This is a genomic window from Thermocoleostomius sinensis A174, assembly GCF_026802175.1.
Taxonomy (GTDB): domain Bacteria; phylum Cyanobacteriota; class Cyanobacteriia; order Elainellales; family Elainellaceae; genus Thermocoleostomius; species Thermocoleostomius sinensis.
Window position 1 is genome coordinate 4,756,125 of record NZ_CP113797.1, and the last position, 14,679, is coordinate 4,770,803.

Annotated in this window: 13 protein-coding genes and 2 pseudogenes; 9 read left to right on the forward strand and 6 right to left on the reverse strand. The window is 47.4% G+C overall.

What is annotated here, in order from left to right; translation table 11 throughout:
• Nucleotides 1-140: 140 nt before the first annotated feature.
• Complete coding sequence (gene murC, locus OXH18_RS20490) at nucleotides 141-1,592, reverse strand: UDP-N-acetylmuramate--L-alanine ligase (protein WP_268609322.1); 1,452 nt, start codon at nucleotides 1,590-1,592, stop codon at nucleotides 141-143.
• Nucleotides 1,593-1,850: 258 nt separating this feature from the next.
• On the opposite strand from murC, the gene nadD reads away from it, so the two are divergent.
• A complete protein-coding gene (nadD, locus tag OXH18_RS20495; RefSeq protein ID WP_268609323.1) occupies nucleotides 1,851-2,573 on the forward strand; it encodes a nicotinate (nicotinamide) nucleotide adenylyltransferase in 723 nt (240 codons plus the stop codon).
• 276 nt (nucleotides 2,574-2,849) lie between these two features.
• A complete protein-coding gene (locus tag OXH18_RS20500) occupies nucleotides 2,850-3,866 on the forward strand; it encodes a type I glyceraldehyde-3-phosphate dehydrogenase (protein ID WP_268609324.1) in 1,017 nt (338 codons plus the stop codon).
• A 158-nt stretch (nucleotides 3,867-4,024) separates the two neighbouring features.
• Here the strand turns inward: OXH18_RS20500 and OXH18_RS20505 are convergent, their stop codons facing one another.
• Nucleotides 4,025-4,750, reverse strand: coding sequence for a response regulator transcription factor (locus OXH18_RS20505; protein ID WP_268609325.1), 726 nt, complete (start codon nucleotides 4,748-4,750; stop codon nucleotides 4,025-4,027).
• Nucleotides 4,751-5,173: 423 nt separating this feature from the next.
• Here OXH18_RS20505 and OXH18_RS20510 point away from each other — a divergent pair, with 423 nt between their 5' ends.
• On the forward strand, nucleotides 5,174-5,782 hold the full coding sequence (locus tag OXH18_RS20510) for a CPP1-like family protein (protein WP_268609326.1): 609 nt from the start codon (nucleotides 5,174-5,176) through the stop codon (nucleotides 5,780-5,782).
• Between the two features lie 131 nt (nucleotides 5,783-5,913).
• Here the strand turns inward: OXH18_RS20510 and OXH18_RS20515 are convergent, their stop codons facing one another.
• A complete protein-coding gene (locus OXH18_RS20515; protein WP_268609327.1) occupies nucleotides 5,914-6,312 on the reverse strand; it encodes a hypothetical protein in 399 nt (132 codons plus the stop codon).
• A 404-nt stretch (nucleotides 6,313-6,716) separates the two neighbouring features.
• Between OXH18_RS20515 and OXH18_RS20520 the strand changes: the two genes are divergently transcribed.
• The gene (locus OXH18_RS20520) at nucleotides 6,717-7,469 is read left to right on the forward strand and encodes a hypothetical protein (protein WP_268609328.1); all 753 of its coding nucleotides are present in this window, start codon (nucleotides 6,717-6,719) and stop codon (nucleotides 7,467-7,469) included.
• Here the strand turns inward: OXH18_RS20520 and OXH18_RS20525 are convergent.
• Together OXH18_RS20525 and aroB are read right to left on the reverse strand one after the other, a co-directional pair.
• On the reverse strand, nucleotides 7,462-8,520 hold the full coding sequence (locus OXH18_RS20525) for an AI-2E family transporter (protein WP_268609329.1): 1,059 nt from the start codon (nucleotides 8,518-8,520) through the stop codon (nucleotides 7,462-7,464). The genes OXH18_RS20520 and OXH18_RS20525 overlap by 8 nt on opposite strands.
• Before the next feature lie 76 nt (nucleotides 8,521-8,596).
• A complete protein-coding gene (gene aroB / locus OXH18_RS20530) occupies nucleotides 8,597-9,697 on the reverse strand; it encodes a 3-dehydroquinate synthase (protein ID WP_268613224.1) in 1,101 nt (366 codons plus the stop codon).
• Nucleotides 9,698-10,119: 422 nt separating this feature from the next.
• On the opposite strand from aroB, the gene OXH18_RS20535 reads away from it, so the two are divergent.
• A complete protein-coding gene (locus tag OXH18_RS20535) occupies nucleotides 10,120-10,602 on the forward strand; it encodes a single-stranded DNA-binding protein (protein WP_268609330.1) in 483 nt (160 codons plus the stop codon).
• A 134-nt stretch (nucleotides 10,603-10,736) separates the two neighbouring features.
• Here the strand turns inward: OXH18_RS20535 and OXH18_RS20540 are convergent, their stop codons facing one another.
• A complete protein-coding gene (locus tag OXH18_RS20540) occupies nucleotides 10,737-11,132 on the reverse strand; it encodes a hypothetical protein (protein ID WP_268609331.1) in 396 nt (131 codons plus the stop codon).
• 572 nt (nucleotides 11,133-11,704) lie between these two features.
• Here OXH18_RS20540 and OXH18_RS20545 point away from each other — a divergent pair.
• The 4 genes and pseudogenes from OXH18_RS20545 to OXH18_RS20555 all read left to right on the forward strand — a co-directional run bounded on the left by OXH18_RS20545 (nucleotide 11,705) and on the right by OXH18_RS20555 (nucleotide 14,620).
• Nucleotides 11,705-12,196: pseudogene (locus OXH18_RS20545) on the forward strand (Uma2 family endonuclease).
• A gap of 22 nt (nucleotides 12,197-12,218) precedes the next feature.
• Nucleotides 12,219-13,223: an ABC transporter substrate-binding protein gene (locus tag OXH18_RS20550; RefSeq protein WP_268609332.1), complete on the forward strand. Its 1,005-nt coding sequence runs from the start codon at nucleotides 12,219-12,221 to the stop codon at nucleotides 13,221-13,223.
• Nucleotides 13,224-13,410: 187 nt separating this feature from the next.
• Nucleotides 13,411-13,494, forward strand: a pseudogene (locus tag OXH18_RS25570) (hypothetical protein); the annotation flags it as partial.
• A gap of 244 nt (nucleotides 13,495-13,738) precedes the next feature.
• Entirely contained in the window at nucleotides 13,739-14,620 is an 882-nt protein-coding gene (locus OXH18_RS20555; RefSeq protein WP_268609333.1) for a helix-turn-helix transcriptional regulator, read from the forward strand.
• The last annotated feature ends 59 nt before the right edge of the window (nucleotides 14,621-14,679 follow it).

A 14,679-nucleotide genomic window follows, 5' to 3' on the forward strand; every position in this document is an offset into this window, starting at 1 on the left:
ATCGAACTTGAGGGGTTTCGTCTGAGACGATTGAGATTAAAGCAATTGAGAAGATAAAAAGTAGGTAGATTGATAAACCGCTAGTATGCTAAGACGAGCCAGTTACATTGATCACCCAATTACCAGATGCACCTAGCCAGCTACCGTACCGGACTGACCTGGGCATCGGAGGGAGAATCGACTCGTTGACTTTGTTCTACTTGTTGATAGTAGGCTGCCAAATCAGGAATGATTCGATTGAGATTGCCTGCTCCTAAACACAAGACCAAGTCACCCGGCAGCAACGTTTCCATGAGGTAAGCTGAAACGGCTTGTAGGGTGGGTTGATAGACCACATGAGGGTGATGGGCCGCAATGGCCGTCGCCACCTGTACACCTGTGATAGATCCTATAGGTTCACCTGCGCTATAGATATCGGTTGCAATGACCAAATCTGCATCTCCAAACGCTTGAGCAAACTCTGCAAGGAAGGTTTGAGTCCGACTATAGCGATGAGGTTGAAATACAGCCACCACTCGGCGCTGCTCAGTTTCTGACACACTAGCGCTCAAACGGGCTGCTCGAAGCGTTGCCTGAATTTCACTGGGATGATGGGCATAGTCATCGATAAATAAAATATGGTGATATTCACCGCGATGCTCGAAACGGCGACGTGCTCCCTCAAAGGTGATAAGAATAGAGGCGATCGCATCAAACTCTAAACCGACAAATCGACCCACGGCGATTGCCGCCAACGCGTTACTCAAATTATGTGGCCCCAACAACGCTAGGGTTAGGGTGCCCAGCCGTTCTCCTCGTTCCCACACCTCTGCCACGGTACAATCAGCCTGGTAGCTGACAGATGTCACTGTATAATCTGCCTTCAGCGCAGGATTTAAGCTATAGGTAATGGTGGGTTGCAAAGACCGACGAACATTTTCACAATCAATACATCCGACCACGACTTGGCACTGCTGTGCAAAGGTTTGAAACGTCTCAATCACCTGCTCTAGGGTGGTGTAATGGTCAGGATGATCTAGTTCGATGTTGGTGATCACTCCAAGGTGGGGAGAAAACTTGACAAGTGAACCATCCGACTCGTCGGCTTCTGCCACAAAGTAGGAGCCTTGCCCGACGCGAGCATTGCCCTCCCAGGCTTTCACCTCTCCACCCACTACGATCGTTGGGTCGAGACCTGCCTGAAGCAACAGATAGCCAATCATGCTGCTGGTGGTCGTTTTACCGTGGGTTCCGGCCACAGCGATGCCCTGATATTCCTGCATCAGCGCCGCTAACAGATCCGATCGATGAAATATCGGGCAACCCAACGTCAGTGCCGCTTGGTATTCTGCATTGGCTGGGTTGATGGCCGTTGAGCAAATTACCTGCGGTAACGCTTCAGCCTCGCAATTTTCTAAATTTGCGGCATCTTGATGCCAAAAAATGTGAACTCCTTGCTCTTGTAGCCGCTGTGTAATATGACTGAGACTAAGATCTGAACCAGATACAGGTAGCTTGCGTTTATTTAATACATGCGCGAGAGCCGACATGCCAATTCCACCAATGCCGATGAAATGAAAGGGTCTCCCGCCGAAATCAACAGAATTCAGCATTATCGCTCCTTACACACCACACCACACCAATAACACGCGATATCATAGCAAGAATTGCTTTTTTTGAGACGTATATCCGTACCCAAGTTTACCCATTTCGATAAAATTACCCCATGATTCTAGTGACGGCTTCTGGTACTGGCCCAACACAACTTTTTGTTCGAGTAAACCCTCAACTAGTATCCAGAATTTGTCGCCGATCTTCTAGGTTTTTTTGAACAAAAATCGCCGTCCTGGTGTGAGGTCAATCTGTACGATATGGCGCAGAATGGTAATTTCTGTCTGGCTCGATCGCCACACTCAACCTTACCCTTGGCGATATTAGGTGGGACGTTTAACCCCGTCCATGTTGGACATTTGCTAATGGCAGAAACCGCCTTACAGCAGTTTGCCCTAGAGCAAATTCTTTGGGTTCCGTCTTACTGTCCGGTTTACAAATCGGCTCCAGATTTATTGAGCTTTGAGCATCGGACGGAAATGCTGCGGCGGGCAATTGCGTCCCACCCACAATTTATACTTTCCACCATTGAACAAACTCAGCCTCACCCGGTCTACGCTGTTGATACTTTTCTAGCACTCCAGTCCCAGTATCCGGACTGTTCTTGGTCTTGGATATTAGGACTAGATGCCTTTCGTTCGCTACCGCGCTGGTATCACTATCAAGAATTAGTACCGCGCTGTCGGTGGCTAGTAGCACCACGTTGGCCACAAGCTGATCAATTAGAGGAGATTGCCGAACCAAATGTTGGAGAGCGCTCAAGTCAGCCTCACCCTTTCTCTCTATCTGCAACATGCCAGCAAGTAGCCAAGCAACTGGCGCAAGCATCGATCAATCTCACCTGGCATCTGTTGGATATGCCTCGCCTGGATATTTCCTCAAGCTTAATTCGTCGCTACTGTCGCGATCGTCGTTCCATTCGCTATCTGGTTCCCGAACCCGTCCGGCTCTACATTCACGAGCACCAGCTTTACCAAAATTAACGTTACCTCCTCCACACGGGAATAAACCCGGAAGAAAAAATAAGTCAATAGGAAAAAATTCCTATTGCTAACTTGTGGATTTTATCCCCCCGGTTTTACTTACTGCTTAAGTGACTTATTTAGCGCTTTTTGAGCCTATCCCCCCACTCCCTATTTTTGATCCCTAATTTTTTGTCTATGATCCCGCTCGGAATCTCTTGAGAGGCAAACTCCTTAACGTGTATGATCTGTTTCACTACTTAATGATTTTTTTATCTACACAGAGGGCAAGACGCAGTGATTAGAGTAGCAATCAACGGTTTTGGACGCATCGGGCGTAACTTCTTGCGGTGCTGGCTGGGACGGGAAAGCAGCCAGTTCGAGGTAGTGGCCATCAACGATACCTCTGACCCCAGAACCAATGCGCACCTGCTTCGGTACGATTCTATGCTGGGAAAGCTGGATGCAGATATCAGTGCTGATGACAACACGCTGACAGTCAACGGAAAAACGATTAAGTGTGTGTCCGATCGAAATCCCCTGAACTTGCCCTGGGGAGCGTGGGATATTGATTTGATTATTGAAGCCACCGGGGTATTCGTCACCAACGAAGGGGCATCTAAGCACATTGAAGCAGGAGCCAAGAAGGTGCTGATCACTGCTCCTGGCAAAGGCGATAACATTGGCACGTATGTGGTCGGAGTCAACCATGCCGACTATGCCCACGATAAGCATAATGTGGTCAGCAACGCTAGCTGTACGACCAACTGTCTTGCTCCGATCGCAAAGGTACTCCATGAAAACTTTGGTATTGTCAAAGGCACAATGACTACCACTCATAGCTATACGGGCGACCAGCGCTTGCTAGATGCCAGCCACCGTGATTTACGGCGTGCCCGGGCTGCTGCCTTAAATATTGTGCCTACTACCACTGGAGCCGCTAAAGCCGTTGCGTTGGTGCTGCCTGATCTCAAAGGCAAACTGAACGGGATTGCGCTGCGCGTCCCCACGCCGAACGTATCGATCGTGGACTTAGTGGTTCAGGTAGAAAAACCCACCATCATGGAGCAAGTAAACGAGGTTCTCAAATCGGCGGCAGAAACATCGCTGAAGGGAATCTTGGAATATAGTGATCTGCCCCTCGTATCCTGTGACTATCGCGGAACTGATGCGTCTTCAATTGTAGACGCCAGTCTGACAATGGTTATGGGCGGCGACATGGTGAAAGTCGTCGCTTGGTATGACAACGAATGGGGCTATAGCCAGCGCGTAGTTGACTTGGCTGAAATCGTAGCGAAGAACTGGGCCGCGTAACTTTCCGATTGTGGGGTGATTGATTGCGAACTGGTAAGGTGGGCAAGACCCACCTTACATTGTTTTAGCCAACTACGTCTCCTGCTTGGGATTGCTCCTGCTACGGTCATGGTTTCAGCACTTGTCAGATGGCGATTCTGACGCCGGGAAACCCAGAGCTAAGAAATCGATGAGGGTTCTCCTTGAGCTTCAAGGTTTGGCGCTTCAAACTTATAGCCTACACCTCGCACCGTTTGAATGAGAGCAGGCTGTGACGTATCGATCTCAATCTTCTTGCGGATTTGACCAATATGAACATCCACAACCCGCTGATCGCCTACATATTCATAATCCCAAACTTTTTGAATGAGTTCGGCGCGCCGCCAGACTCGCCCCGGATGACTGGCCAAAAAATGCAACAAGTCAAACTCTAGAGCAGTCAATGGAATCATTTCGCTGTTCAGCATCACTTCCCGTCGTACTGGATCAATGACTAACCCATTGAATGCTAAACATTGCTGTTCAGCGGTGGTCACTGGTCGTTGCCGCTTCAAAATGGCTCCGACTCGCACCTCTAATTCGCCTAAGCTAAACGGTTTGGTGAGATAGTCATCAGCCCCCTGAGAGAACCCTCGAATTTTATCAGCCTCATCGCTGCGGCTTGTCAGCATCAGTACGAAAACACCCGTACGGCTCTGCATTTCCTGACAAAGGGTGTATCCAGTGGCGTCGGGCAAATTCACATCCAAAATCACGAGATCTGGATTGAACTGCTCAAAAATTGCCATAGCGCTTTTACCGTCCTCGGCAGATTCTAACTGATAATTCTGCTTGGAGAGAAAACGGTAAATCAGTGTTCGGATAGCGGGATCATCGTCAACTACGAGAATTTTGGCTTGTGCCATAGCCGTAACCTTAGCGTCAACATTAAACAAGACAGGAGCAAAATTGGAACAGAATCATCAAGGCTAGATGAAAAATTGCACGCGACCTCCTCATCCGATCGCGCATCGATTCACAATAACTATATACTCGGCATACTGGGGCATTACTGGAATAATTACTGGAACAATCATCAGTTTAATAATTAGCAGGGAAAATCGCCCTGTTTTAGGATGAAGAAGGCGGGAAAACAGTGCACTCCCCAAAGTAACCTTTTGTTGATTTTGTTTGCGGGCGGTAGGTAGATGGTTAAACTAATGGCTAAGCAGCGATGGTTTGCGGTCTAGGGTAGAACACATGAAACGATGCCCCTTGCTACCGATGTCACTAATTTCCTTATGCCAATCATAATCGATTATGTAAAGGGAGTCTTCTGGAGGTTGTAGATGAGCGACAAAAGTCCCTATGAGAGGCTTGGGGTAAATGATGAATCATCCTTTGATGAGATTCAGGAGGCTCGCAATCGGTTAGTGGAAGCCCATAGCGGCGATCGTAAAGAAGTGGAAGCGATTGAAGCTGCCTATGATGCGATTTTGATGGATCGCTTACGATTGCGCCAAGAAGGCAAAATTAAAGTACCCGATCGCATTCGCTTTGCAGAACGCCGCGTTGAACCTCCCACAGATTACACACCGCCTCCCACGCCGCAAACTCCCAATTGGTTTCAGCGGCTCGTTGACACGCCTAGTCGAACGGATGTGCTGCTGCCAGCAGGTTTATTTTTAGGAACTAGTTTATTAAGTTTTGTTGTTAGCCCTGCCTTTACTCTGGCGGTAGGAGTTGGCTTTAGTGTCTACTTCCTAGCGCGGAAGGAAAATAAGTTGGGGCGGGCTTTTCTGCTGACCTTCTTGGGTCTGATTTTAGGTGTCGTGATTGGGTTGCAGCTTGGCATGTTGCTGTTGCCGCAATTGCCACAGATTCCTGCAACCGTTGAAACTGTAGCCGCCATTATCACCTTCCTTGTCCTATGGGTAATTAGCAGTTTTCTCCGCTAGCTGTTGATCGTTACAATCGGCTTGTTGCGTCTTCAACTTCAACAATAACGGCATCAATGACAGCAACAATGATGGCGCGGCAAACCTTCAGTGCAACGCGAACGCTAATTTGAACTCGAGCAAGGAGAGGGTTATTCCTTCTCCTTTTGCGTTTGGGACGATGTGGTAAACAATCCCGCTTTAATCACTAAATCTAGTCGAAATGGCGTAGCAACGGGAACAGATGTTGCAGCCGATCCGCTGGCAATGGTAGGAGTTGAGGGCAGTGAGTTAAGGGTTTGATGGCAGAGCAACGACAACACACACGAGCACACTGCCAGCAGACAAAAATCTAAATTTTTGCCCGATCGTAACCAAAGCCCCATCTGAGAGATTGCAGCGACTGTAGACCCAGTCTGAGTCGATCGAATCTGCTTTGCCAATCCAGTTGACGAACGAACCGCCACAGGAACCGCTTGAAACCGGGGTTCTAACTTAGGTTCTAACTTAGGGCGATAGCCAATCGGCTTTACGTTGTACTTCTCCACCATCTTCAGCCTCAATTTCAAGTCCCTATGATAACGCTGACCTACCTATAGCTGACCTACCTATAAACGTTCCAACGAGTAGGAATCGTTTCAAGTCTACTTAATTCATCGAGAAGAGGACAAATTCGGGCTCCCAACGTTGATGTTAGTCACAGTGTTAGTCACAAGATCTGCCCTTCCTGCTTCGTCTTTTCTCCTTCAGCGATACTATCCAGACAGGCTAGCAAAGCTTTAAGACACCTAAGTTTTTCAATTGGTTCCAATTCCAATCGGGGCATCTCTGAACTTTTGTGCAATTTTTTATACCTTCTGCAAGGTATTGTCTTTGTCAAGCTTTTAAAGCAAAAACGAGCTTTTAGTGCCAAGCAGGATTACAGTAGAATCAGAACCTTCTATCTGCCTCAGTTATGACAGAACTGGCGAAGGATGTCACAGCGATTGATGTCACAGATTTATTAACACGTTACAGTTTTGATCTTGATGGGTACACTGTTGGGCAGGTTGTAGAAGCTTGGCTACAGCATTATCCTATCAAGTGGGTACGGCTGGCTGTGATTGAAGCTCTCTATCAAGGCCGCTATAAAGCCATTTCGGTTGAGCAGATTTTGAACCTGTGGAAACGCCGGGGCAAATCGCTTTATCGCTTCAATCATGAATTTGAGCGCATTATCTGCGGGCGGTTTCCGGGACACTCAACGGCACTACCCCGCTTTTATCAGGGTCCATCTCGACGATCGTCACCTCGCGTACTCCATCCCCCTTCAATCGGATCTGCAACCCCGCCCTCTTCCCCAGCCTCTTCATCGCTTTCGCAACCTCCCTCTAGCGAGGCGACAACGTCCCCCCTCAACTCCGAACAGCCGACTGACACCGAAACAACGCCTGCCTCTGTGTCAGATTTGCCCCCCGAATCAATTGACATTGAGCCGACTTCACCGCCTACGGCAACGTCTGCTTCGACGAGTTCTCCTGTTCCTCCCTTTCAACCAGACGATCGCTTTGCAGAACCACTAGTGATGATCAGTACAGCCCGATCAAGCGTACATCGCGAACCGATTCATCAATTTGTTCCGGCTTCCGAATTCTCTGATTTCTACGCCAAGTTGAAGCTAGTCGCGCAAGAAGCAGTGTCTAATCAGGACAACTCTCCACTTAATTAGGTGGTGTTAGATCAGTCAAGGAGCCTAGTTCATCCGATCGCATTGTTTCGATCGTGCTTTTGATGGTGGCAGCAATGGGCATAGACAACACGACCCCCAGAAAGCCAGCTACTCGTCCACCAATCAGCAGAGCAATCACAATCCAAATCGGATTTAGCCCCGTGAAATCACCCCGAATTCTGGGCGCAACGACGTTATCAGTGATTTGCTGAAAAACAACGCTGGTCACCACAATTTGTAGCGCGGGAATCCAGCCTTGTAGCCCCAAAATCAACAGCGTGATCAGGCTAATACCAATCGTGGCTCCAAACAGAGGAATGACTTCAAACAATCCCACCACCAAGGCTAGCAGCAAAGCAAAGCGAATTTTGAGAATCAGGAACGTAGGAATGAGGCAGAGTACCATGACCAACGCTAACAATAGCTGACTGAGAAAAAACTGATGGAACTGTTGCCTTAGCGATTCATGTAGCGCTCTAGCTAGCTTTGCAGGCAAGAGCTTCAGCAATCCCTGCCAAAATCGATCGCCATACAGCAGCATATAAAATGCCAACACAATTAGCAGGACTACGCCAAATAGCTGACCGGCGGTATTAATCGCCAGTTCTGGCAACAGCCCGATCGTCTCTTGCGCTTGACTGGTAAGCTGAAGCCCAATTTGGTTGAGATCGAACGGTAAGTGATAGCGAGCAATTAAATTCTCAGCCCAAACTAAATTGCGTTGACTGGCTTCCAGCAAATTCGGCAAGCCCTGCACCAGTTGCGTTGCCTGATCCAGAACGATCGGAATCAGGGTAGAAGCCAAAATTACCAATAGCAATATGAATAAAAACAATACGACAAAGACAGCTTGGGTGCGAGTAAAGCGCAAGTGCTGAAAAAATTGGACTAGATAGTTCAAAATTAGTGCCAGAATGGCACTGAGAATTGTAAACGTGATTAATCCTTCAAAATATTCAAAAATTTGCCCTAACACCCATAGGTTTAAGACAATTACTGGACCACTAAGTCCGTAGAGCAGGTAGCGGCGAACGAGTTCTGAGAGTGACATCTGGTCAACGGCTGAATTTCCAGTGCCCTCTATCATATTCTGCAATTTCTGCAATTGGCGTTGCGACGGAGATTGGTTAAGGGCTGCCGATCGCCTGTAGTACCTGATGCACAACTGCTGATGGCACTTCATCTGTCACTTTCACAGTGCCAATCTCGGTAGGCAAAACAAAGCGCACCTTGCCAGCTTGCACCTTCTTGTCGGTTTGTAGCGTTGCCACCACTTCGTCAATTTTCAAGCCAGCAGGCAAACGGGTCGGCAATCCTGTTTTTTCGATTAAAGCCCGCTGTCGATCGCACGCTTCCGGTGTCCATAGATTCAGTTCCACAGCAATGCGCCCTGCCGCTTCCATGCCGATCGCCACTGCTTCTCCATGATTGACTACGCGATAACCTGTTAAACTCTCTACCGCATGGCCGATCGTGTGGCCATAATTCAGAATGGCACGTAGCCCCGCCTCTTTTTCGTCTTTGCTCACAACATGAGCCTTGGACTGACAGGATCTCGTCAAAATGGTCTGCAATAAGTCCTCGCTGATATAGCGCGGTTGATCCAATCGTTCAGCAGCTTCTAATTGCGCAAACAGTTCGGCATCCCAAATCACGCCATACTTAATTACCTCGGCCATGCCCGCCCGAAATTCTCGCGTTGGCAGCGTTGTCAGCACTTGCGGATCAATTAGCACTAGTCGCGGTTGATGGAACGCCCCAATCAAATTCTTGCCCTTGGGGTGATTAACGCCTGTTTTGCCCCCGATCGCCGCATCTACCATTGCTAACAGCGAGGTGGGGACCTGAACGAAGTGAATGCCTCTCAACCAAGTAGCGGCTGCAAACCCTGCCATATCGCCGATCACACCTCCCCCCAGTGCCACAATGGTAGACGATCGCTCTAAACGACTGTTCAGGGCCGCATCGTACAATTTTTGAATCGAATTCAGCGTTTTGTAGCGCTCACCCGCCGGCAAAATACAGTGGGACACCTCAAACCCTGTCGCCGCCAAGGATGCATTCAGCTTGGCTCCATAGTGATTAAAAACGATCGGATTAGAAACCAGCAGGACTTTTTTTCCAAGTTTCAGTGGCTCCATCCAATTGCCTAAATGCGCTACTCCTTCTGGAGCAACAACAATGTCGTAAGACTGCTGCGGTAGTTCAACCGTAATCACCGATTTCATAATGTTTTGCATCATTCAGGTATTTAATACTAGCGTGAGTTCGACCCATCACAGAAGAACTTGAGGCAAAGCAGCAAGACCTTGAGGATGACCGATTCAATCACACGGCTCGCTTGCAGGGCAGGATTTTGTCCAGTAGGGATCAAGCTATGGTTCAGGGTCGTTGAGATGCTAGTCATGAGCTTGAAGACCGCGTTGCCAATGTTACTCAATCCCTGACCAGCCAATATAGTTTCTCTCGATCGTCAAAGCGCTGGCAAACATACTACGGGTCAAACAGGAAGTAACGCAACGTTAATAAAGTTTCAGAAGTCAGTAGAGATTAGCCCCAATGTGCTGCTAATCGCCTAGACTTTGGTCTAAAGTTGAAGAATATACTTGAGGCATACGTTTGTACTTATCAGCCAGGAGACTTGTGAATTATGAATAGCTGCATCTTGATGGCGGAGATCGTCCAAGAGCCTCAACTCCGCTATACTCCAGACAATCAAACCCCAATCGCCGAAATCATGGTAGAAATTGCTGGACTGCGAGATGATGATCCGCCAGCCCGGCTAAAAGTGGTCGGGTGGGGAAACTTGGCTCAAGAGATTCAGGAGAACTACCACCAAGGCGATCGTATTATCGTAGAGGGTCGCTTGCACATGAACTCAATCGATCGCCCTGAAGGATTTAAAGAAAAACGGGCAGAACTGACTGCACAAAAAATTCATCTGCTGGGAGCAGGCGCAACTTTAACAACCAGTACCACCCCCACCGCTACAACCAGTGCCACCGCTAGCCCCACAACAGTAGCTGCACCCCCTGCCCCGTCCAAACCTCGATCGGCAGAACTCAGCAAAACGCCCGCCTATTCTGCGGCTCCTAGCAACAATCCTGTAGACTATGACGATATTCCCTTCTAAGGGAAATTTCCCTTTATGTTGATCGATGGCGCCGCAAGTAGAACTGTTTCACCGAGGTGTTCAACTGAATGTCTTAGGTGGTGGCGATAGAGTTTCGGCACTATCTCCCTCAATCACGAGACACTTCCGTTTCCCTACTGCGGCACTCTCGTCTGCAAATCAGCTACCTGTTCTTCTAAAACCACAATTCGTTCTTTTAGTTCAATGGCTAATGTCGCCAAACGATCGAACATCGGATCAGACGATGAGACGCTTGGCTGTGGAATATCCACCTCAGAGGGAGTAGCATAGCCAATACCCGCATTAGAACTGAGGCGGGACACTTGACTTTCTAACTGACTCAATCGCGATCGCAAAGCACTGGTTTCAGATTCCACTCGTGACACCCGCGATGACAGGAATGAGGTGTCTTGGGCTGTGGCGATCGTCTGCCAACTGAGCAACAAAACGAGGGCAAGGGCCAGGAGATGAAGCGGGCGGAAGAGAAACTTCACCCAGAATGACAAAGAACGAGAAGAGCGTTTGATCATGATGATTGCCTGTGAACTATCTTCAATCCTAGAACGTGGGTTTCTATCACGCGATGTGCAACTCAAACAACTAAGAGACAGCAGGTTGAGCAGTTGGAGTTGCTTGAACAAGACCCCAAGCAGGGCGGATGATTTCCGCGATCGACGTTGTAGGAGTTTAAGGGTAGGTTTGATTTATATTGATGCGTCGTTTGGTGTGGACGCGAATTTTTCGATGAGACTTTTGAAATCGATTGTTTGAATAACTTGCAGAAGTAGTACACACTCATGTTCACGTGTTGCGCGATTGCAGAGAATTTCAGATTTGATCAACGCTATTTCTAATCCGTTAACTTCGGCAGGTTGGCGATCGAACCCGGTGCACCGTTAACCATCATTGGTTCTTTCACCGTCGAATTTTAGGGCAATCCAGAAGGAATCGATCGATTTTACAATATAGACACGCCTTTAACCTAGAGCCTTCCATGCTGAGTACAGCCACATCCTCATCCGCTCCATTGCTGGTGCGACTGCATCCGGTTGTGAATATGACCGATGCTCAGTTTTTTGATTTTTGCCAACTCAATTGAGAGTTGCGCATTGAACGCACCGCCACTGGAGATTTAATCATTATGCCCCCCACCGGATCAGCCACAGGCGGGCGGAACTTTAACCTAATTGGTCAATTATGGCGGTGGACAGATCAGGATGGAACGGGCATTGGATTTGACTCCAGTACTGGTTTTACCTTACCCAATGGTGCCCAACGATCGCCCGATGCTGCCTAGATTAAGCTCGATCGCTGGAATCAGTTAACGGAAGAGCAGCAAGAACGATTTGCCCCCATTAGCCTAGACTTTGTTGTGGAACTGCGATCGCCGTCGGATAACATGATAGATCTGCAAGCCAAGATGCAGGAATATATTGAGAACGGGGTTCAGTTGGGATGGCTAATCGATCGTCCCCAGCGACAAGTATTTATCTATCGGGCGAATGTTTCAGTAGAACAGTTGGATAATCCAGATCATTTAAGCGGTGAATCACTTTTACCAGGATTTGTATTAGATCTAAGCAAGATTTGGTGAGTTATTTGGTGAGTTATTTGGAATGATTAGATTACTCCAACAAGTAAACTGGAAGTGGCGATCGATCTGTCTAGGATGGCTGGCATTTTTGTTTGTGATGGTCAGTAATGCCGCCTGTACTCCCAATACAACGACTCAATCCAGTACGCCAAGCCCGACAGCCGAGTGCCGCATGGTGCAACATTCTGTCGGAGAAACTTGCGTTCCGCTCAACCCCCAACGTATCGTTGTCTTGGATAATTTAGACGGCGCCTTGGCTTTGGGTGTCAAACCGATCGCCTACTTGGGTACTGCTGATCCGTTCCTAATGACCCACTTGGACAATACGGAAGAACCTGTTGAGACGATCGGGTTAACCGAAACTGGTCCCAATTTAGAGGCAATTGTGCGATTAAAACCCGACTTAATTTTGGGCATGACTTGGCATACTGGAGAGAGTATGTATCAGCCGCTATCGCAGATTGCACCTACCGTTCTAGTGGATGTTGACTCGGATGGACAGTGGAAAATTCCGTTAACCAAGTTTGCTGAAGCACTAGGAAAAACCGCAGAAGCTGAGAAAATCCTGGCAGATTACAGTGCGCGATTGGCAGAATTCAAGACCGCAATGGGCGATCGGCTTGACCAACTCACCGTTTCTATTCTGCGCGTATATCCAGATGCCCTAGCTTTTTATTTAAAGAACTCATTTCCTGGCTCAATCTTGGACGATGCCGGGCTTAAACGCCCACCCGCTCAAGCGATCGATCGAACTGGACAAAATCAACAGCGGATCGATAAAGAGTTGCTACCGATGCTAGAAGCCGATGTGATGTTTGTATGGACGTATGGACATACTAAGGAGATTGCTCAGAATGCCCAGACAGCACTAAGCCAGTTAAAAACCAATCCGCTTTGGCTCGCATTAGATGTCGTTCAACGCAATCAGGTTTATGATGTGTCATCGTATCATTGGCTGGGGTTTGGGCCGATCGCGGCCAATCTTGTATTAGATGATCTCTTTAAGTATCTGGTTGAGGGTTTCTAATCATGACACACATGCTGTTTGTTTGCATTCCTGTAGCGCCACGATCGCCCATGATAATGCCAAGGATAGTTCTCTAACAGAAGAGAGATAATTAGTAAATCAATTAAGCGAATTAACATAGAACAAAGCTGAGAATAATCTATTAAATGTACAAGCAGTTAGCTGCTCATGGACATGCGATTGTTCCTGTGCTGTTACATTTGCCTGTTCTGGAAAATATATGTATCATTTTGTGAATTTGGATCACGATACTTGTATCACTAAGCTTTAGCTTTGAATGCTGCCAGAGATAAAGGCAAACATTGACATTCTTCCTAGTTCTAACCTCCTATACTTGACGAATGGTTTAGTTTATTTGAGAATAGCTTTCATTAAGCAGGTTTTTTTAACTGTGATACCCTACTCGCCCTGTTATGGCAATCACTATTTCTAGAGCAGACTACGATGAGATATGGAATCAATTCAATCTAGCTGTCTATTCGACTAATAGTTCCAAAATAGTTGAAACAGTTCAGATGGTTCCACCACAGTTTGGGCAAGGTCAGATTCGCTCAATTTTCCTCCAAGGAATGGAGCTTTTGATCTTCCAATACCGACTTCACGATGATCTGCGTGTGATTGATGAGGCAGGTGGAACCGAATGGGAATTTGGATTCAATATTTCCGGAAATCGTTGTGGAAAACAAACGGGCGAAAGCTTTATTGGATGGGGAAGTTATGAGGATGGAGGTATCTACGAAACCTATGCTAATGATGCGATTTTAAAAATAGACATTAATTTACATACTCCTGAGCAACTTTATCAACTGATTGGCGAAGAATTAGAAAATGGCTTTTCAAATATTACAGAACTAATTGAAGCAAGCAAAAAATCTTTTCTTGGTGAAATTAATTTGATTACACCTGCGATGCGATTGGCACTCGATCAAATTTTGCATTGTCCGTTTATAGGGAATACCAGACAGATTTATCTAACCAGTAAGTGCTTAGAACTGATTGCGCTAAAATTGGATCAACTTCACCAAGAAAATTCAGATACCAAAAAAAACCTGTGTTCTCTGAAGCCTGATGATATCGATCGTATTTACCTGGCAAGAGACATTATTACCAAAAACGTAGACAATCCTCCGTCTTTGATACAATTGTCTCGGCAGGTTGGGCTAAATGATTTCAAGTTAAAGTCAGGATTTCGTGAGATCTTTGGAACGACGGTGTTTGGCTATCTTCATCGCCATCGGATGGAAAAGGCTCGTCAACTGTTGAACGATCGCCGTTTGAATGTGAAGGAAGTGGCACAAGCGGTGGGATATGCGAACCAGAGCCGATTCGCTGCGGCCTTTCGCAAACAGTTTGGCATTAACCCCAAGGCCTACCTGTTGAGACAACAATCCGGATAGGAAAGTAAACTGAATGAGGGCGATCGCTCCAGTAATCTTCTACAATAAAGCGAATACAA

What these genes read in the sequence shown, in the direction of transcription:
- OXH18_RS20505 (WP_268609325.1), bottom strand. Translation starts at nt 4,750, where the DNA reads ATGGCACAAGCCAAAATTCTCGTAGTTGACGATGATCCCGCTATCCGA.
- OXH18_RS20520 (WP_268609328.1), top strand. Translation starts at nt 6,717, where the DNA reads ATGACAGAACTGGCGAAGGATGTCACAGCGATTGATGTCACAGATTTA.
- aroB (WP_268613224.1), bottom strand. Translation starts at nt 9,697, where the DNA reads ATGAAATCGGTGATTACGGTTGAACTACCGCAGCAGTCTTACGACATT.
- OXH18_RS20550 (WP_268609332.1), top strand. Translation starts at nt 12,219, where the DNA reads ATGATTAGATTACTCCAACAAGTAAACTGGAAGTGGCGATCGATCTGT.
- OXH18_RS20525 (WP_268609329.1), bottom strand. Translation starts at nt 8,520, where the DNA reads ATGTCACTCTCAGAACTCGTTCGCCGCTACCTGCTCTACGGACTTAGT.
- OXH18_RS20540 (WP_268609331.1), bottom strand. Translation starts at nt 11,132, where the DNA reads ATGATCAAACGCTCTTCTCGTTCTTTGTCATTCTGGGTGAAGTTTCTC.
- OXH18_RS20535 (WP_268609330.1), top strand. Translation starts at nt 10,120, where the DNA reads ATGAATAGCTGCATCTTGATGGCGGAGATCGTCCAAGAGCCTCAACTC.
- nadD (WP_268609323.1), top strand. Translation starts at nt 1,851, where the DNA reads ATGGCGCAGAATGGTAATTTCTGTCTGGCTCGATCGCCACACTCAACC.
- OXH18_RS20555 (WP_268609333.1), top strand. Translation starts at nt 13,739, where the DNA reads ATGGTTCCACCACAGTTTGGGCAAGGTCAGATTCGCTCAATTTTCCTC.
- murC (WP_268609322.1), bottom strand. Translation starts at nt 1,592, where the DNA reads ATGCTGAATTCTGTTGATTTCGGCGGGAGACCCTTTCATTTCATCGGC.
- OXH18_RS20510 (WP_268609326.1), top strand. Translation starts at nt 5,174, where the DNA reads ATGAGCGACAAAAGTCCCTATGAGAGGCTTGGGGTAAATGATGAATCA.
- OXH18_RS20515 (WP_268609327.1), bottom strand. Translation starts at nt 6,312, where the DNA reads ATGGTGGAGAAGTACAACGTAAAGCCGATTGGCTATCGCCCTAAGTTA.